The sequence below is a fragment of the Chryseobacterium balustinum genome, from assembly GCF_900168205.1.
Classification (GTDB): Bacteria; Bacteroidota; Bacteroidia; order Flavobacteriales; family Weeksellaceae; genus Chryseobacterium; species Chryseobacterium balustinum.
Genome location: NZ_FUZE01000006.1, coordinates 112,197 through 131,296 on the forward strand (window position 1 = coordinate 112,197; position 19,100 = coordinate 131,296).

A 19,100-nucleotide genomic window follows, 5' to 3' on the forward strand; every position below is an offset into this window, starting at 1 on the left:
CAAAAAATTTTTGCAAATTTATATTATTTAACAATGGGGTAATATTAAGTTTACTTAATATTAATATTGTAAGAAAAACCAATGTGAAACCACCTTTGAGGCATTGGTATTCCAAAAGTTTCGGTGTATTCTGTATCGGTCACATTATTGATTAATGCATATACTGAAAAGTCTTTTTTATTAAAGCTTAATTTTTCGTCCAACAAATGATAGCTTCCCAAATTAACTCTATCATTATATCTGTAAACCAATTCGTTGGTGAAATGTTTAAGGAATTTTGTCTGAAGTTTTGCTACAAACTGATGTTTCAGATTATCTAATGCATAACGGGAGTTTAAGTCATTTAAATCTTTCAATTGATTATCGATATAGGTGTACCCTAAAGTATATTTCATCCAATCGAAAACTTTATGATCGATTTCTACTTCAATCCCTTTCGTTTCTTTATTTCCTATATTTCGTGAATACCAAACAGGGTCTTGCAGAGAATTTTTAATCCAGTCAATAGCATCATTGGAATCTCTGTAGAAACCACTGAATTTTGCTAAAATACCTTTGTTCTGGTATTGGTATCCAATTTCTGCATACACAGCATTTTCAGGTAAAAGATTTGGGTTTCCCTGCTCTGTTTTGCTTGTGTAAAACAAGTCGGTAAAGGTAGGAACTCGGTGAACTTTTGAGATATTTCCAAATACTTTATTGTTCTGATAGAAGGTATAACCAATGTCTAAGCCAGGATAAAAGAAGTTGCCGTCTGTAGAGTAATTTGCCCAGGAAGCTCCCGGACTAATGTTTAATTTTTTATCAAAAAACGAAAAATGATGCTCAAAGAAAACCTGCGTTACAAAACGTTCTCTGTCACCTAGATTATTGCTTGCTAAGAATTCTTTTCTTAATTCTACCCCTAAACCTGTAGTTCCTAAGCTTGATTGGTAGCTTGAATTAACTTCTCCGCCTACGTTATTTCCGATGTGCATATTTCTGTAGATTTCGGATTTTTCTCTGTTAAACAGATACATATCCTGTCCTCTTCTCCAATAAACATTAGAATTAAGTTTTAATTTTCCGAAAGTTTGCTGATGGGCAACACTTAAAATAGAAGCCTGAAGTTCTTCGTATTGTTCAGTTGCTTGTGGCGAAGAATAAAATCCGTTGGCACCAAATTTCTTTTCAGAAAAACCAGCTTGTAATCTGATGTCCCCATTTTTTATTTTTAACTGATTTTGATAGAAAATATTTCTGATTTCAAAATCGGTATTATGCCTGTAGCCTTGTGATGAATTTGAATTTGCCTGTAATGAATTTGAAAATTTTTCATTCCCAATATTAGCATTAAATCCGAAACCGTATGTTTCATAATCTCCTGCATTGGCGCTGATTTTCACACTTTTACCAACGTGACTTTTGGTGATAATATTGATTGCTCCAGCATAAGCGTTTTGTCCGAATCTTCTGGCTGAAGGACCTTTAATAATTTCTATCCTTTCCACATTATCCAAATCAACAGGAACGTTTAAAGAATTGTGACCGGTTTGTGAGTCATTCATCCTGATTCCATTGATAAGAATTAAAACCTGCTCAAATGAACTTCCTCTGAAACCTACATCGCTCTGCACGCCGTTAGCTCCTCTCCTTCTGATATCCATACCGGGGATTTGCTGCAGAATTTCATCAATGCTTGTAGCCGGAGAACTCAAAATATCAGCTCGTGTGATGATAGAAATATTCTGATTGGCATTTTTGTAGGTAGTTGCAATAAATTTTCCCTGGATGTTAACAGAGTCGATTTCCGATGTTTTTACCTGTGCATTTAATACGCAAAACGCAGCGAGAAAAAATACAGTTCCGAGCTTCTTATTCATAACACTTCTTAGTTTATTTTGAAGTTTCCAAAATTAGGAGACTTTCGCAAGACCAAAAAATGATAGATATCATAAAAAAAAGATACATGTAATATGCATCTTTTTAGGCTTTGGAAACTTATTTATCTTTTTTTCATTAGATGTGTAATAAAATGGTAGAAAAGTGTTCTCATTTTTTATTACTTATTTTGGTGATGCAATTTTACACGAAAAACGTTTACAAAACAAGTAATATTGTTAGAAATATAATGTTTTGGATGTTAATTTATCAAGTGGAATTGTAGAGATTAATTTATGATAATTTAAATTATTCTTATTTAAATTGATAAAGTTTTAGTCGAGAATTCTTATCATAAAATCCGGTAAAAATTTGTATTTTTGTTAGTCTTAATTTTACTATGGCTTCAACAACAGAAATAGATATTAAAAAACAGGTTTTCGTTAAAAACGCACACCTTAACAACCTGAAACACATTGATGTTTTAATCCCTAAGAATAAACTCATTGTCATAACAGGAGTTTCAGGAAGCGGAAAATCTTCCTTGGCTTTTGATACAATTTATGCTGAAGGACAGAGGAGATATGTAGAGAGTCTGAGTTCTTATGCACGTCAGTTTTTAGGAAAATTAGAGAAACCAAAAGTTGATGACATCAAAGGTTTGGCTCCTTCAATCGCTATTCAGCAAAAAGTAATTTCTTCAAATCCACGATCTACGGTAGGAACTTCTACTGAGATTTACGATTACATGAAGCTTCTTTTTGCAAGAATCGGAAAAACATATTCTCCGGTTTCAGGTGAAGAAGTGAAAAAAGATTCGGTGACCGATGTTATAGACTACATTAAGAATTCTGAAAATAATGTTCCGTTTTTATTGACAGCGCCGTTGAATTTTGATGTTGAAAGCTTTACAGATACTTTAAACGTTTTAAAACTGGCTGGTTTCACAAGATTAGAAGTTAGCGGGAATCTTGCCGGTATAGAAGATTTGGAAAGCTTTGGTTTTACTCCCGAAAAGGGCATGGAAATCAATTTGGTGATCGACCGTTTTTCATATGAAGAAGATGAAAGTTTCCTTCAGCGTTTGGCAGATTCTATTCAGATGGCGTTTTATGAAGGTCACGGTTATTGTGCTTTAAAAAATACAGAAACCGGAGCTGTAAAAAACTTTTCAAATAAATTTGAGCTCGACGGAATAGAATTTCTTGAGCCTAATGTTCATTTTTTCAGTTTTAATAATCCTTTTGGAGCTTGCCCAACGTGTGAAGGTTACGGAAAAGTAATCGGAATTGATGAAGATTTGGTTATTCCAAACAAAGCTTTATCGGTTTTTGAAGACGCTGTTGCTTCTTGGAAAGGTGAAACCATGAGTGAATGGAAAAAAGATTTCATTAAAAATGCTAAAGACTTCCCTATTCATAAGCCTTATCATCAATTAAACAAAGAGCAGAAAAATTATCTTTGGAAAGGTGATGGTAAAAGCACCTTCCCTTCTTTGAATAATTTCTTCAAAATGCTTGAGGAAAATTTATATAAAATTCAATATCGTGTAATGCTTTCTCGTTACCGAGGTAAAACGCTTTGCCCGACTTGTGAAGGTTTGCGTTTACGTGAAGAGACAAGCTGGGTAAAAATCGACGGAAACAATATTCAGGCGATGATAGAGCTTCCTTTGGATGAGCTTTTACCATTGATTAACTCTTTAAAACTTTCAGAACATGATAAGGAAGTTGCGAAAAGATTGTTGTACGAGATCACGACCCGTTTAGAGTTTTTACTAAAGGTTGGTTTAGGTTATTTAACGATTAACCGTACTTCAAATACGCTTTCTGGTGGTGAAAGTCAGAGAATTAATTTGGCTACAAGTTTGGGAAGTTCTTTAGTAGGTTCTATTTATATTTTAGATGAACCATCAATTGGACTGCATTCCAGAGATACCGAAAATTTAATTGGAGTTTTAAAAAATCTTCGTGATATAGGAAACACGGTAATCGTTGTGGAACATGATGAAGATGTCATGAGAGCGGCAGACTATATTATTGATATTGGTCCTGAAGCCGGCTATTTAGGTGGTGAATTGGTTTTTGCAGGTGATTATAAAGAATTGAAAGATGCCGATACACTCACTTCAAAATACCTTACCGGAAGATTGGAAATAAAAGTTCCTGAAAAGCGCAGAAAGGCAAAAGAATTCATTCATATAAAAGGAGCAAGATCAAATAATCTTAAGAATATTGATGTAGATATTCCTTTGGAAAGTTTAGTGGTTATATCAGGAGTTTCAGGAAGTGGAAAATCTACTTTGATGAAAGAGATTCTTACAAATGACATTCAGATTCAATTAGGAATGGGTGGAAAAAAAGGAGATTATGATTCTGTAGAGTTTCCAAAGAAATTGATCAAGCATATTGAATTGATCGACCAAAACCCTATTGGAAAATCATCCCGTTCAAATCCTGTAACATATCTGAAGGCGTATGATGACATTCGTGATCTTTTCTCTAAGCAGAAAAGTGCTAAAATGATGGGCTACAAGCCTAAACATTTTTCTTTCAACGTTGATGGCGGAAGATGTGATGAATGTAAAGGTGAAGGAACCATAAGCGTTTCAATGCAGTTTATGGCAGACATAGAGTTAGAATGTGAATCTTGTAAAGGAACCCGTTTTAAAAATGAAGTTTTGGAAGTAAAATTCGATGAGAAAAACATTTCAGATATCCTTCACATGACAGTAGATGAAGCATTAGAATTTTTCAGAGAAAATAAAGAAGATAAGATTGTTACAAAACTGACCCCACTTCAAGATGTCGGTTTGGGATATTTACAGCTCGGACAGAGCTCTTCTACTCTTTCAGGTGGTGAAGCGCAACGTGTGAAACTGGCATCTTTCCTTGTGAAAGGCGTAACAACTGATAAAACCTTATTTGTTTTTGATGAGCCTTCTACCGGATTGCATTTCCATGATATTCAAAAATTATTAAAATCTTTGCAGGCTTTGATTGATCTTGGACATTCTGTGATTGTTATTGAGCATCAACCTGATATTATGAAATGCGCCGATCACATCATCGACATCGGTCCTGAAGCTGGAAAATACGGCGGAGAAGTCGTTTTTGCAGGTACTCCGGAAGATCTGGCAAAGAATAAGAAATCGCATACAGCGAAGTATATTGCTGAGAAATTGTAATAAAAATTTTCGATACAAATAAGAAAGGAAGCAAATTATGCTTCCTTTTCGTTTACTTAATAGTCATTTTAAAAACTTTGAACTGTTCTTCTTTTTTCAAATAAGCCCTGAAGCATATGATTTTCTGCTAAAAATTTTCTTTCATAAAAATTTTTATGAAGTTTTTCTGCGATTAATCTACCGTTCAGATCTATAATTTTGATGAAAGTTTTATGTTTTCCGAGAATATCATTTGAGGTAAAAATTCCTGTTACAATTTAAATTGATCTTTCACTAATTTTTTCTTATCCCTAGACATTGGAATTTCATCTTTATTTGTTAGCAAAAGTATATTTCCTTCAGATTTTTTAATACTTTTAATAAAGTTCTTATTAACTAAATGAGATTGATGACAGCGGATGAAACCATATTTTTCCAAAAGACTTTGATATTCAAACAAAGAAGTTGTTGAAACGATTTGTTCCCGATTTTCTAGAATAATAGTGGTATAACTATTAGAACTTTCACATCGAATAATTTCATTGACTGCAACAAAATGTATTTCCTTCAACGAAGAGATTGCTATTTTATGGCTAGATTTATCGTTTTCGTACTTTAAGTAGTCTACAAGATTTTCCAAAGATTTATTTACTTTTTTCTCTGAAATTCTTTTTTTTGCTTTTTGAATTGATAAATTCAGCTCATTAAAATCAATTGGTTTTAATACATAATCTAAAGCAGAAAATTTCACTGCATCTATTCCATACTGCGAAAATGCGGTCACAAAAACAACTTCAAAATCATAGTTATTTAGTATTTTTAAAAGTTCAAAACCATTTTTTGTGGGCATTTCAATATCAAGAAAAATAAGTTCGGGAAAAAATTTTAGAAATAAATCGTAAGCTTGATCTACACCATTGGCAGTAGCAACTATATCAATCTCATTTGGAAATTTCTTCTCCAGGATAAGCTTTAAGTTTTCCACTGCATTTTTTTCATCATCTACAATGATTGCTTTAATCATTCTCTAATAAATTTTTATAAATTATTAATGTCTTAGTTCCATCATTATTGCACTCTACAAGATACTCAATTTTCACTTTATCTGATGATGAATTAAACAATGCAATCCGATCTTTTGTAAGATTGATTCCTTTTCCTGAAATTTTTTTATCGGTCTCAAAACCTTTTCCATTATCTTTTATTTCGAAAATTAAATTTTGATTATTTCTCAGGACTTTAAATGAAAGCTTTCCGTCTTCGTTTAAAATAGAAATACCATGTCTTATTGAGTTTTCTAAAATAGGTTGTACAAGCATGGGTAAAACTTCAGTTGTAGTTTCGGGAATTCCTGCTTCAATGAAAAAGTCAAAACTAAAAGAAAACCGAAGCTGTTCTAAAGAAATATAATGTTTTAATGCTTTAATTTCTAAAGAAAGAGGAATCAAGTCTTTATCACTAAAATCCAAAACGGATCGCATCAGTTTTGAAAAATCAGTAAGATAAGTATTAGATTTATCTATATTTCCAGAGTTTATAAGACCTTGTATAGAATTTAAAGCGTTAAATAAAAAATGAGGATTAAGCTGAGCAGACATAAATTGAAGTTTTGCTTTCTGCTCTTTTTGTAACCTGCTCATTTTTTTGCTTTTCAGAAGTAAGAAAATAAGACCCAATAAAGCGGTAATAAAAATGATAACGGCAACTTTTAGCCAAATATTTTGAAACCATTTGGGTTCAGAAAAAAACTCTTTTGTAATAAACTGTTTTTCATCTCGATATTTTACTTGAAGAATATATTTTTTTCCTGGCTTGAAATCATGTAGAATGATAAAGTCATCCGCTTTTTTCCATTTTTCAGAAGTGGGTACACTATTTTCTAAAAGTCTATATTCAAGCATATCTTTGGTGCTGACAGACCTTTTTGGACGGTAGAAAATAGCAATTTTCGTTTTCTCATTCACTCTCACAATTGGTTCTTGATATTTTGCAAAATACGAACTTGGCCAATCTTCGTAAAAACTATACCTTAGTTGTTTCTTCTGAACAAGTGCATTTCCTACAAAAGTCTCTAAAGATATATCATTGTCGTCGTGAATGTTTGAACAGACAAATGGAACTTTATCATCGCTGATCTTGTTTAAGATACAATTTAAGAATGGTTGCCCTCCTTTTGTTCTGAATGAGATTTTTACAATATCATTTTCATCAAGAATTTGATCTAAAATTTTATAAGCTTTTAAATTTTTGCCATTATGCAACCTTGTTGTTTTGTCATCAAGTGTAAAACCGGATTCGACATTTCTCCATGAATGTAAAATCTTATTATTTTTGAAAATCTGAAATTCCAAATTTTCAAAATTATACTGCGAAAGTTTTGTAGAATCTGCTATCCACTCAGTAAAAGCTATATTTTGTGGTATATAATTATAAATATTAATGGATAACTGATTACCATAAACATTTAATATCTGATCTTTCCAGGGGACTTTTATAAGTTGTACGCTTTTGTCAGAGCTTGGTTTTTTGGGCAAAATAAAATTATTAGAAAGAACAATTTGTGTCTCTCCAAGGCCAATTTGATAATTATTTTTTTCTTGAGAAAATACAAACGTACTTTCTAAGAATAAAAATGTTAATAAAAATAGTTTTTTCATTACTGCAAATTTAAAATGATGAGCAAACTTATCAATCATTTTAAAGCTATTTCTTCACTTTTTGAATTGGGTTACTTTTGTTCTATAATCTGTCTCTAAATCATAATATTGATCTAATCATTATACATTTAGTATGCTTCAATTCTTTAGCTGAGATTTCATTTCTCAATTTTATCCACAATAAAATGTGGATAACTTGTGAATTTTAACATTAAATTCATATTTTGTATTAAAAATATTCCTACATTTACTATGTAATAAAAATGACATGAATCTTTTTCTTGCCTTTTTCGACTTCGAAATCGCAATTAAATTTGAAATAAAAATTTAAGTACAGCATCGTCGGCTGTGCTTTTTTGTTGTTGTCTAATTAAAAAAATGAGATGTATTTATCTATTGAATCCACTTCTAAAGAGTGGATTCTTTTAATTTTTAGACTTTACAAAAGGCTTCTCCTCAGAAATCAAAATTCCATTGATGACGTTTTGATCTCTATAAATCCATACATTAATATATTTCAAATCTTTAGATTTTTCAAAATCAGCATCAAAGACGATTAGCTCAATCGGATCACTATTTTTCGTGTAATCTTTGATATAAACAGAATTAAGCTTTACTGTATTGATTTTTCCGGATTGATTGACTTCTTCGCACTTCTTTTCATAATCGTCAAAAAGTTTTCTTTCTAACCTTTTATCTAAAATAAAACCTGCGAACTGAGAATAATCTTTGTTCTCACATTTTTTGTAATATTCTTTAATGAAATTTTCACTTACATTTACTCTTTCAGTATTGATTTTAGAAGTACTGATTTTTGTATAATTTTTTTGTGATGATGCGAAAAGTGAACTTGTTATCGCAAACAGGAGTGTTATTTTTTTCATGATTATGTGTTTAATACTTTCAAATTTAAAAATTTAAATCAGTAAATCCAAAATATTTAAAAAATAAAAAACCGACAAGCAAGGCTTATCGGTTCTTGAAAAATGAAAAATTAATATGGATATGAACTATTTGACGTTTAGAATCGTTTTAATTCTGAAGCAAATTTATATTTATTTAGACTAAATATAAATAATATTCAACTGACTTTTATCAGCTTCTCACATTTAGTTCATCTTTCTCTCTTGTTAGTTGATCTAGCTTTTTCAATAATGCAGGGATTCTATACGTTCCATACATATTTTCGACCTTGATTTTAATATCATCTGTATCAATTCCTACAGCAGTAAGGAATAAAGGTGTTTTACTTTCTCCGCGAAAAATAGTTTTTCTCAAATCGTCTTCACTTGCAAATTCATTTTTGGCAATACCGATGACAGGATATTTCTTGTTTAAAGATTCATAAAGATAGCCACCCAACCCTATTTTTCCACTGTTATCTAGAGTAACATAACCATCGACAATAATGAGATCACCCTCTTTTAAATCAATTTTCTTTAATAAACTCAAAATGCACGGTAATTCTCTTTTGTAAAAAGCGCCGCTTTCATAATCAGAACTAATTTCTGTATTTTCGGAATAGATAAAGCTTTCAGTTTCAGAATTCCAGTCTTCAAAGGCAATACAGACTGTTTTTGCAAAATCTTCGTAATAAAAAGTGTCGAATGCGTAAATCATCTTTTAAGAAGTAAAAAATTCTCCGAAATGCCACAAAACTCCGGCTGGATCAAGAAGAAAACATTCTTTTCCCCAAACCTCGGTATTTGTAGGAACTAATCGGATGGTGTCATATTTTTGTTTTAGATTTAAAGACACAAGTTCTTCCCAATAAAGATCTACATTTTCTATTTCGAGGAAGATCATGGTATTTTCAATCCATTCTTTTGCATAATAATCTTGTAAATAAAAGGCAAAATCTCCTTTTTTAAACACTGAAAATTTAGGATCAATTTCCACTTCTTCAAATCCCAAATCTCTGTAAAATGCTCTGCTTTCTGCAAAATCTTTTGAGCCGATAAAAGGTCTTATTGATTTTATTTTTTGATACATATCGTTTTATTATTAATCCAATTTTCAAAAGTCATTTCAAATTTAATTTCATTTTTACCATGCATTCCTATTTCCTTCCATTTAGATTTTCGGTAAAAAAGTTCTGCCCGTGTATTTGGAGAGGTTCCAAGCCAAACTTTTTCTTTGGTTTGGGTAAAATACCAATCCAGCATAATATCGTGTAATTTTTTGCCAATTCCTTTCTTTTCAAAATCGGGATCAACAAATAATGCCCAAATGTTATGGTCTTTTAAGTCTACAATCGAAAAACCTGTAATTTTCCCGTCAATTTCGCAAACCCAGCCTTTTCCTTTTTCTGTAATAAACTCTTCACAATCTTTATCGGTGACAAGATCAGGATTCGACAACGTATTTTCTTTAACAGAATTTCTTACCACTTGAATTTGTGAAATATCTTCTACTTTAGCTTCACGAATAATCATATGGAAATTTTAAAATTGAAATATTATTTCTTATCAACAACAATTCTTGCTTCACGATTTGCCAATTCCCATGCTGTAGCAAAAACAAGCTGTGTTCTTTTCTGTAGCAATGGAAAATCGATTTTCTCAACATCATCGGTCGGTTTGTGATAATCTTCATGAATTCCATCAAAGAAAAATGCTACAGGAATACCGTGTTTTGCAAAATTATAATGATCAGAACGGTAATATAATCTGTCCGGATCTTTTGGATCATCATATTTATAATTCAATTCTAGGTTATTGGTCTTTTTGTTGGCTGCTTCATTAATTATTTTCAGTTCTGAACTCAACATTTCAGAACCAATCACGTACACATAATTTTTACCTCTGTTTGCAATATCATCTCTTCCGATCATGTCAATATTTAAATCAGCAACGGTATTTGCCAAAGGAAAAACAGGATTGTCAGAGTAATAAGAAGATCCGAAAAGACCGTGTTCTTCACCCGTTACATGTAAAAATAGGATTGATCTTTTGGGACCGTTTCCTTTCTTTTTAGCATTTTGAAAAGCTTTGGCAATCTGCATCACTGCGACAGTTCCGCTTCCATCGTCATCTGCACCGTTATAAACCTCTCCGTTTTTTGTTCCTACATGATCGTAATGAGCAGAAATTACAATAATTTCTTCAGGTTTTTCGCTTCCTTCTACAAATGCTAAAATATTCTCAGAATCCGGTAAATTTCCACCACCTCTTTTATTCATATAAGAAGACGGAACTTTTTGATAATATGAACCTAAATTTTTAGGAAACGAAATCCCTAAGTCTTTGTAAAATTTAATAATATATTCTCCAGCTTTTTTCTGACCCGGACTTCCTGTGTCTCTTCCCTCCATTTCGTCAGATGCAATTACGTATAGATTTTTCTTTAAGTCTTTGAGCTTAATTTGTTGATATGCTTTGTTAAAAGCTTTTTCATTGTTTGAATTACTTGAACTTATATTTTGATTTTGATTCTGTCGATCACCAGAAATATTTGCTGTTCCACAACTGATAAGAAGAGTTGCTGAAAATATAGGGAGAAGTAATTTCTTCATAATTTAAAATATTTGTTTAAAAATAACAAAAATATTCCAACTGTTTGTCGCTTGCATTTTTTTTATATATTTGATAAACACTATGGAAAAAAATTACGGATTTAATGATTATAAATTTTTTACAGATATGTCGGAGCTTTCTTCCAGGCATAAAAGTTATGATTTGTCATTAGGTCTCCCCGATTTTGAAATTGATCCTCGCCTTCGGTATTTTCTTAAAGAATCTGCCGATATGATCAGTCACAGCTACGAATCGTTAGCGGGAAATTCTTTATTGATTGAAAAAATTATTCAATTTAATTTAAACAGAAAAAACAGCGTACAATTAAAATACGAAGAAGTGAATATTGTTCCCTGTTCTACATTCGGTTTGTACACTTCCTTAAAATCGATTTTAAATAGCGGTGATGAAGTGATTGTTATTCAGCCTTCTTATTATACGTATGCTCCCTCAATAGTTATGAATGGCGGTATTCCTGTTTACTACGATTTGGAGAATGATTTTAAAATTGATTGGGAAAAACTAAAGCAATGTATTTCTTTAAAAACAAAAGCGATCATTGTCAATTCTCCCCAAAATCCGACGGGAAAAACGTGGAGCAAAGAAGATTGGGATCAGTTGTATGAGCTTATAAAACATCAGGAAATTTATCTTATTTCTGAAGAAGTTTATGATATTTATCATTATGATAATGCGGAACATTACAGTTCGTTTTTGCATCCTGAGTTAAGGAAAAAAACATTCTGTATTTTCTCTTTTGGGAAAATGTTTCACGCAACAGGCTGGAAAGTAAGTTATATTTTAGCTTCAGAAGGTCTGCTTGAAAATTTCAGAAATTATCAGCAATATATTTCGTACAGTTCCAATTCACCCTGTCAATATGCCATTGCAAAGTACCTTGATGTTTTTGACCCTTCTGAAAATCAAAAAATCATGGAGAATAAGCGTAATATTTTTAATGAATTGATACAATCTACCCCTTTAGTTGTTGAAGAAATATCTCAAGGTGGATTTTTTCAGATTGTAAATTTTAGAAATGTTTCTAAAACGATGACCGATATTGAATTTTCTAAATGGTTAACTGTAGAAAAAAAAGTTTCTTGTTTACCGCTTTCAGCATTTTATAATTCTAAAACAGATTCAGATTATATCAGATTCAGTTTTGCTAAAAAAGATGAAGTGATTATTCAGGCTTTGGAGCATTTGAAGAAAGAATTGTAAATGTTAGCAGAAATTCTTAATCCATAAAATTTACATTTTTCAATTTCCTTTATCATTTAGTTTTAAATGATAAAGGAAACTTCCATAGAAAATAAAACTTAATAAAAATAACTTCAATGAAGATCTCAAAAAAAATCTTGATGTATTTATGTATCATCATCTTATTTTATTCGTGTGTACCAAAAAAGATCCTTTGGTTGGAACATGGAAATTTACTTATAGTCATGCAAGTAATGAAGCAGATAGGTATAAAGAAGATGATTATTCATCATACACATCATATATAACTCTTTCTGGTGATAATTCTTTTTTGTTCGTAGATCACGGAGAATTAAGCCCTATAACTTTACCGAGTATTCCTAAAGATTCGCTGAGTGAAAATGATAATAACACCGAAGTTTATTTCGGAACGTGGTCAGTAAAAGACTCAATAATTTATTTTGAAACTCAAAATCATAAGAACAGTCCAGAATTCACATCTAAAATAATTTCTAAAAACGACAGAAATATGAAACTGAATTTCCCTCAACAAAAGCAAGTGAATGGAATGGAATTTAAATATAAAAAAGATGATTATAATGATGTAAGCCGCTCGAAATATAACTTTACGGCTAATGAATTAAATAAATGGCGGATAAAAAATAAGAGTAAACAAACAAAAGAAAAAATAAGATCCAGAATAGAAAATGCTTTGCAGTTTTCTATTGCTTTTTTGGAATATCACGAATCTGAAAATAAAGTTGCGATGACGCTTTATTTAGAACCTTTACCTTTCAAATTTTATGGAAATGGAATTGCATTAAAAAATCATTACAAAAACGAAAAGTGGAATGATTTGTTTTATGATGAAGAAGATGCTTCTATTGCGTATGATATGCTTAAGAAAAGTTTCAACAGTGTAGCAAGTATTCCTGACGAAATATCGATAAATCCTATAAAAATTAATATTTTCATTCTGAAAGAAACATTAAAAAACTTGAAATAATATAATTTTAAACTTTGAATATTTATTTCTAACAAATAAAAAAGCACTGCGTTTTGCAGTGCTTCTGTTTATTTAATTTTAATTAAAGGGAAAGAACCCTTAGATCAATTCTTCTATTTTTTGCGCGACATTCATCGGTGTCATTAGCTTCACACACAGGATACATTGAGCCATAGCCTTCTGTTTCTATACGATGTCCTGCAATTCCCAATTCCAATAGTTTCAGTTTTGTGGTCTGCGCTCTTAAATTTGAAAGCTTCACATTGGTTTCCTGATTTCCGGTGTTATCCGTGTATCCGGCGAGCTTTATTCTCATATTCGGATAAGTATTCATGATTTCAACCAAATTCAACAATTGGGCTTCCGCCTTTTCCTTAATTTCACTTGAACCGCTTTCAAAATAAAAGTTTTCTAGCGTATACCAGTTATTGGGATCTAAAACAGCTTTATCATTACTTTTTATAGCGTTATACATCTGAAGCAATTGACTGCCTTCACCGATGGTCAATTTTTTTCCGTCTTCCAATTCTACTTCCTGAATCTTCCCGGTATCGTAAACAAAATCTCCTTCTTCATTCAAGTATCCTTTAATGACTTTCGGTGCCAAAATAACTGTATTGTGTACAGAATTTACAACAACAGGGGTTATTCCCGAAACTTTGGTTAAAGCTTCAATTTTTGCTTTTCTGTTGGCTTCAATTTTATCTTTATGTAACACAGCTAAAGTAGGTGCAATGACTAAAGAAACAATCGACATTAATTTAATTAAGATATTCATCGAAGGTCCGGAAGTATCTTTAAACGGATCTCCCACTGTATCTCCTGTTATAGACGCTTTATGTGGTTCTGAACCTTTGTAATATGTTTGTCCGTTGATTTCGACACCTTTTTCAAAAGATTTTTTAGCATTATCCCAAGCTCCACCTGCATTATTCTGGAAAATCCCCATTAAAACTCCACAAACCGTTGCTCCAGCAAGAAAACCTCCTAAAACTTCAGGTCCGAAAATAAAACCAACCAATAAAGGTGATATAATTGCAATTGCGCCAGGAAGCATCATTTTTCGAATTGAAGCATCGGTAGAAATCGCTACACATTTTTGGTATTCCGGTTCGGCTGTTCCTTCAAGGATTCCTGGGATTTCCCTAAACTGCCTTCTCACTTCTTCTACCATTGCCATTGCAGCCTGTCCAACTGCAGTAATCGCCAAAGATGAAAATATAAATGGAATCATTCCGCCGACAAATAATCCAGCCAAAACATCGGCTCTGTAAATATCAATACCGTCAATTCCTGCAATCCCAACAAATGCTGCAAATAAAGCTAATGCTGTTAATGCTGCAGAAGCGATTGCAAAACCTTTTCCACTTGCAGCTGTTGTGTTTCCTACAGCGTCTAGAATATCTGTTTTCTCCCGAACTTCTTTGGGCAGTTCACTCATTTCAGCAATTCCACCAGCATTATCCGCAATAGGTCCGAAAGCGTCGATTGCCAGCTGCATTGCTGTAGTTGCCATCATTCCGGCTGCAGCAATCGCAACACCGTATAATCCTGCACATAAATAGGAACCGTAAATTCCTCCAGCTAAAACAAGAATGGGTAAAAGTGTAGATTCCATTCCCACGGCAAGTCCGCCAATGATATTGGTTGCGTGACCGGTAGAAGACTGTCTTACAATACTTAAAACAGGTCTTTTTCCCATTGCAGTATAAAATTCTGTGATAATACTCATTAAAGTTCCTACAACCAAACCAACAATGATAGCTCCAAAAACGCCCATTTTGGTAAATTCATGACCTCTTAAAACCATTTTTTCAGGTAAAAGATAAGTGACCAAAAAGTACGAAGCTATTGCCGTGATGATGATACTTCCCCAGTTTCCTAAGTTTAAAGCGTTTTGTACATTGGATGTTGATGAACCTTCGTTATCATTAATTTTAACGAATAAAGTACCGATCATTGAAAAAATAATTCCTGTTCCTGCAATGAGCATCGGTAATAAAATAGGTGCAAAACCTCCGAAATTATCAACAGAAATCGTTTCTCTTCCTAAAACCATTGTTGCTAAAACGGTTGCTACATACGAACCAAATAGATCGGCTCCCATCCCTGCAACATCTCCTACATTATCTCCTACATTATCAGCAATTGTCGCTGGATTCCGAGGATCGTCTTCAGGAATTCCCGCTTCTACTTTTCCTACTAAATCGGCTCCAACATCTGCTGCTTTGGTGTAGATTCCGCCTCCTACTCTAGCAAATAGCGCAATAGATTCTGCTCCTAAAGAGAATCCTGTAAGAATCTCTATGGTTCTTTCCATTTCGTGGGAATCTACGGTTGCATCGGGAGCAAATATCTGTTTGATAATTAAATAAACCGATCCTAAACCTAAAACTGCTAATCCTGCAACTCCCATTCCCATCACAGAGCCTCCGGTAAAAGATACTTTAAGGGCTTTAGATAAAGATGTTCTTGCAGCTTCAGCTGTTCTTACGTTGGCTTTTGTGGCGATTTTCATTCCTATAAAACCTGCCAAAGCAGATAAGATGGCTCCAATGACAAAAGCGATTCCGATCCCCCAATGCGAATTGGAATTGGTCATTCCCATTACTGCCAATAAAATGGCAACAATAATTACGAAATACATCATGATCTTGTACTCGGCCTTGAGAAAAGCCATCGCACCGTCAGCGATATGTCCGCTGATTACTTTCATTTTTTCATTTCCAGCATTTTGCTTACTTACCCAATTACTTTGCAGAAAAGTATAGATCAGGGCAATAACACCAAAAATGGGTACTAAAACAAATAAGTCCATAGTTTATTATTTTTATATTAAAAGTTCGTGATTATCTTTATAAATATAATGATTTTTATAAATACTTTGTAAAAATGGATATAATTATTCTGTTTTTTTGTAAATTTATTGAACACCATCATAACTGTAATTATCATGAAAATTTTACTTTACCTATCTATTTCAGCATTATTCATCAGTAGTTGTCAAACCCAAAAATCAGCAGAATCTCTTTATTTTGGCGGAACTATTTTAACGATGGAAGATACTTCTCCTCAGGTAGAAGCTGTGGTTGTAAAAAATGGAAAAATATTTTTTGCAGGGTCTAAAGTTGATGCAAATCTGCATGTGAATAATAAAACGAAAATGATTGATCTTAAAGGCAGGACTTTGTTACCTGGTTTTATAGATGTTCATGGTCATTTTACTTCAAGAGCTGGTTTAATACAGGCGATAGATTTATTTCCTGAGCCTTACGGCACCGTTAATTCTATTAAAGATTTACAAAATACCATTAGAAATTTCATTAAAGAACATAAAATTCCGGAAAGCCAGCCTATTATTGGTAATGGATACGATGATGCCATTATGGTAGAACACCGCCATCCAACAAAAGAAGAGCTTGATGCCATCAGCACAACAAATCCAATTATTGTAATTCATACTTCCGGACATGCCAGTGTTGCTAATTCTGCGATGCTAAAATTGCTCAATTTATCTGACTCATCAAAAGATCCTGAAGGCGGACATTTAGGCAGAGATAAAAATGGAAAACTTAACGGAAAGTTAGAAGAAAATGCAAGTTTTAAGGCATTACTTACTATTACCGAAAAAATGAAAACCGGTGATTCTAAAGCTCAGACGATGAATAATCTCATGAAAGCTCAAGAAGAATGGCTAAGTTATGGGCAAACCACGATTTGTGATGGCAGAACAATGGGTGAAAGTGTAGATCTTTTGGAACAGGCCGCTGCTCAGCATTTATTTAAAGCTGACATCGTTTATTTTCCGGATTATGAATATTTCAAAAAAGATTTAGATGTTTTTAAACCTAAATACATGAAATATAAAAATCATTTAAAACTTGGAGGATTTAAATTTTCTGATGATGGTTCTCCGCAGGGTAAAACGGCTTGGCTTACACAGCCTTATCTTGTACCACCTGAAGGTCAATCTAAAGACTATAAAGGCTTCCCGATATTTACAGACGAAACTTTGTATGAAGACCTAAAAACGTTATTTCAAAATCATATTACTGCTCAGCTTCATGTAAATGGTGATGCAGCAATAGATCAGGCAATACGGGTTATAAAAAGATTAAAGGATGAAAATATTTACACTCCGGAATTACGTGCGACATTAATTCATGTACAAAATAGCCGCCCAGATCATATTCAAACAATAAAGGAACTGGGTATTATTCCCTCGTATTTTTCTACGCATACTTATTTATGGGGAGATTGGCACTACTCAAGTGTTTTTGGTCCCGAAAGAGCTTCTTTTATCAGCCCAGCAAACTCTGCATTAGAGGCAGGAATTATCTTCACTATTCATCATGATGCGCCTGTTACTCCACCAGATCTTATCACTGCTGTTTATGCTGCTGTTAACAGAAAAACCCGTTCCGGAAGAATTTTAGGTCCTAATGAAAGAATTACCACTCTTCAAGCATTAAAGGCAATCACCATCAATGCAGCTTATCAATTACAGGAAGAAAAGACAAAAGGTTCTATTAAAGAAGGGAAATTGGCAGATTTGGTCATTCTAAATCAAAATCCTATAAGCATAGATCCAGAGAAAATTCGAAGTATTATTGTTTTAGAAACAATAAAAGAAGGCATTCCGGTTTACACCAGAAAGTAAATGATTTCAGAAGTATATTTTTCATCACTAAATATTAATTATGAAAAAAATTATCTCATGCATTGTTTTCCTTTTTTCAGGAACAGTTATATTTGGGCAGGGTCATTATAATGGATCTTCCTTTAACCCTAATGATTATTTTGCGCCTCATGCCGGATGGATTATTCCTGTATGGTACGGGTATGCAAATATGGATTACTATAATGCTGCAGGAAAAAAATCTGATCAGTTAATAAATCCAGCACCCGGAAATCCTACCGATCTTAAGATTAAACAAAATGTAGTCACCAATTCTTTTATTCTAATGGCTATTTATGGAGGAAAAGGTAAGATTTTGGGAGCTAATTGGGGAATGATGGTTATTCCTACATTGAATAGTCCAACGGCTAATATTGCTTTAGATTATTATTCCAGCCAAACAGGTTCAGGAACTTATGTTTTTACTAATAAGAGCATTGGGATTGGCGATATGTATATTCAACCCGTTTGGTTATCCTGGACAAAAGGAAGATTCAGCTATGCTTTAAATTACGGAGTTTGGGCTCCTACCGGGAAATATAAGCCACACGATTTGGATAACGGAGGACATGGTTATTGGTCACATAACATCCGTGTAGCCGGGAAAATGAAACCTACTTCTAAAACGAATATTAGTTTGGCAACTACTTTAGAGGTAAATCAATGGCAAAAAGATACAGATTTCAAAGAAGGTACTCATCTTACGATTGATGCAGGCGGATCTCATGTATTAAATTCAAGAGGTGACGAAATGGGCGTTTTTGCTCATTATGCCACTCAAGTAGGTGATGATAAAGGTAGTAATGGAGGTTTTGTTTCGGACCAAATTGCGGGAATTGGCGCTTTTGGATCTTATTGGATCGTTCCGATGAAAATTGGAATTATGGCAAGGGTTACCCAAAATTTTGCAGCAGAAAATCGATTTGGTGGAACTGCAATACAGGCCGGAGTTAATATTTTAATTCCTTCTTCTTCTCATTAAATATTCCGGCTATAAAAACAAAAAAGGTAAATGAAT

The 19,100-nt window shown here is 32.9% G+C and carries 14 protein-coding genes; 5 read left to right on the forward strand and 9 right to left on the reverse strand.

The genetic code is table 11. From position 1 onward, the window contains the following. Positions 1 to 50: 50 nt before the first annotated feature. The gene (locus B5X64_RS09770) at positions 51 to 1,862 is read right to left on the reverse strand and encodes a TonB-dependent receptor plug domain-containing protein (RefSeq protein WP_079465036.1); all 1,812 of its coding nucleotides are present in this window, start codon (positions 1,860 to 1,862) and stop codon (positions 51 to 53) included. 398 nt (positions 1,863 to 2,260) lie between these two features. Between B5X64_RS09770 and uvrA the strand changes: the two genes are divergently transcribed. Continuing rightward, positions 2,261 to 5,047 (forward strand): excinuclease ABC subunit UvrA, encoded by a 2,787-nt coding sequence (gene uvrA, locus B5X64_RS09775; RefSeq protein WP_079465037.1) that lies wholly within the window; start codon positions 2,261 to 2,263, stop codon positions 5,045 to 5,047. A 250-nt stretch (positions 5,048 to 5,297) separates the two neighbouring features. On the opposite strand, the gene B5X64_RS09780 is transcribed toward uvrA, so the two are convergent. From B5X64_RS09780 to B5X64_RS09810, 7 genes are all read right to left on the reverse strand, one after another. Beyond that, complete coding sequence (locus B5X64_RS09780; RefSeq protein WP_066675655.1) at positions 5,298 to 6,050, reverse strand: LytR/AlgR family response regulator transcription factor; 753 nt, start codon at positions 6,048 to 6,050, stop codon at positions 5,298 to 5,300. Next, entirely contained in the window at positions 6,043 to 7,683 is a 1,641-nt protein-coding gene (locus B5X64_RS09785; RefSeq protein ID WP_066675657.1) for a sensor histidine kinase, read from the reverse strand. The genes B5X64_RS09780 and B5X64_RS09785 overlap by 8 nt, the downstream gene beginning before the upstream one ends. 425 nt (positions 7,684 to 8,108) lie before the next feature. Next, on the reverse strand, positions 8,109 to 8,567 hold the full coding sequence (locus B5X64_RS09790) for a hypothetical protein (protein WP_079465038.1): 459 nt from the start codon (positions 8,565 to 8,567) through the stop codon (positions 8,109 to 8,111). 211 nt (positions 8,568 to 8,778) lie between these two features. Next, positions 8,779 to 9,303: an endonuclease V gene (locus B5X64_RS09795; protein WP_079465039.1), complete on the reverse strand. Its 525-nt coding sequence runs from the start codon at positions 9,301 to 9,303 to the stop codon at positions 8,779 to 8,781. Positions 9,304 to 9,306: 3 nt separating this feature from the next. Beyond that, a complete protein-coding gene (locus B5X64_RS09800) occupies positions 9,307 to 9,675 on the reverse strand; it encodes a VOC family protein (protein ID WP_079465040.1) in 369 nt (122 codons plus the stop codon). Next, complete coding sequence (locus B5X64_RS09805; protein ID WP_079465041.1) at positions 9,660 to 10,118, reverse strand: GNAT family N-acetyltransferase; 459 nt, start codon at positions 10,116 to 10,118, stop codon at positions 9,660 to 9,662. The genes B5X64_RS09800 and B5X64_RS09805 overlap by 16 nt, the downstream gene beginning before the upstream one ends. Positions 10,119 to 10,141: 23 nt before the next feature. Then, positions 10,142 to 11,197, reverse strand: a complete 1,056-nt coding sequence (locus B5X64_RS09810; protein WP_079465042.1) for a M28 family metallopeptidase — start codon at positions 11,195 to 11,197, stop codon at positions 10,142 to 10,144. Positions 11,198 to 11,279: 82 nt separating this feature from the next. Here B5X64_RS09810 and B5X64_RS09815 point away from each other — a divergent pair, with 82 nt between their 5' ends. Both B5X64_RS09815 and B5X64_RS09820 read left to right on the forward strand, forming a co-directional pair. After that, entirely contained in the window at positions 11,280 to 12,419 is a 1,140-nt protein-coding gene (locus B5X64_RS09815; RefSeq protein WP_079465043.1) for an aminotransferase class I/II-fold pyridoxal phosphate-dependent enzyme, read from the forward strand. Between the two features lie 148 nt (positions 12,420 to 12,567). Next, entirely contained in the window at positions 12,568 to 13,404 is an 837-nt protein-coding gene (locus tag B5X64_RS09820) for a hypothetical protein (RefSeq protein WP_123920793.1), read from the forward strand. 82 nt (positions 13,405 to 13,486) lie between these two features. Here the strand turns inward: B5X64_RS09820 and B5X64_RS09825 are convergent, their stop codons facing one another. After that, complete coding sequence (locus B5X64_RS09825; RefSeq protein WP_079465045.1) at positions 13,487 to 16,222, reverse strand: sodium-translocating pyrophosphatase; 2,736 nt, start codon at positions 16,220 to 16,222, stop codon at positions 13,487 to 13,489. Positions 16,223 to 16,357: 135 nt separating this feature from the next. Here B5X64_RS09825 and B5X64_RS09830 point away from each other — a divergent pair, with 135 nt between their 5' ends. Both B5X64_RS09830 and B5X64_RS09835 read left to right on the forward strand, forming a co-directional pair. After that, entirely contained in the window at positions 16,358 to 18,064 is a 1,707-nt protein-coding gene (locus B5X64_RS09830) for an amidohydrolase (RefSeq protein ID WP_079465046.1), read from the forward strand. Between the two features lie 40 nt (positions 18,065 to 18,104). Continuing rightward, positions 18,105 to 19,064 (forward strand): SphA family protein, encoded by a 960-nt coding sequence (locus B5X64_RS09835; protein ID WP_079465047.1) that lies wholly within the window; start codon positions 18,105 to 18,107, stop codon positions 19,062 to 19,064. Positions 19,065 to 19,100: the final 36 nt, after the last annotated feature.

Coding starts and splice junctions, on each gene's coding strand:
- B5X64_RS09780 (WP_066675655.1), bottom strand. CDS start 6,050: ATGATTAAAGCAATCATTGTAGATGATGAAAAAAATGCAGTGGAAAAC.
- B5X64_RS09810 (WP_079465042.1), bottom strand. CDS start 11,197: ATGAAGAAATTACTTCTCCCTATATTTTCAGCAACTCTTCTTATCAGT.
- B5X64_RS09770 (WP_079465036.1), bottom strand. CDS start 1,862: ATGAATAAGAAGCTCGGAACTGTATTTTTTCTCGCTGCGTTTTGCGTA.
- uvrA (WP_079465037.1), top strand. CDS start 2,261: ATGGCTTCAACAACAGAAATAGATATTAAAAAACAGGTTTTCGTTAAA.
- B5X64_RS09830 (WP_079465046.1), top strand. CDS start 16,358: ATGAAAATTTTACTTTACCTATCTATTTCAGCATTATTCATCAGTAGT.
- B5X64_RS09800 (WP_079465040.1), bottom strand. CDS start 9,675: ATGTATCAAAAAATAAAATCAATAAGACCTTTTATCGGCTCAAAAGAT.
- B5X64_RS09785 (WP_066675657.1), bottom strand. CDS start 7,683: ATGAAAAAACTATTTTTATTAACATTTTTATTCTTAGAAAGTACGTTT.
- B5X64_RS09795 (WP_079465039.1), bottom strand. CDS start 9,303: ATGATTTACGCATTCGACACTTTTTATTACGAAGATTTTGCAAAAACA.
- B5X64_RS09805 (WP_079465041.1), bottom strand. CDS start 10,118: ATGATTATTCGTGAAGCTAAAGTAGAAGATATTTCACAAATTCAAGTG.
- B5X64_RS09835 (WP_079465047.1), top strand. CDS start 18,105: ATGAAAAAAATTATCTCATGCATTGTTTTCCTTTTTTCAGGAACAGTT.
- B5X64_RS09825 (WP_079465045.1), bottom strand. CDS start 16,222: ATGGACTTATTTGTTTTAGTACCCATTTTTGGTGTTATTGCCCTGATC.
- B5X64_RS09790 (WP_079465038.1), bottom strand. CDS start 8,567: ATGAAAAAAATAACACTCCTGTTTGCGATAACAAGTTCACTTTTCGCA.
- B5X64_RS09815 (WP_079465043.1), top strand. CDS start 11,280: ATGGAAAAAAATTACGGATTTAATGATTATAAATTTTTTACAGATATG.
- B5X64_RS09820 (WP_123920793.1), top strand. CDS start 12,568: ATGTATCATCATCTTATTTTATTCGTGTGTACCAAAAAAGATCCTTTG.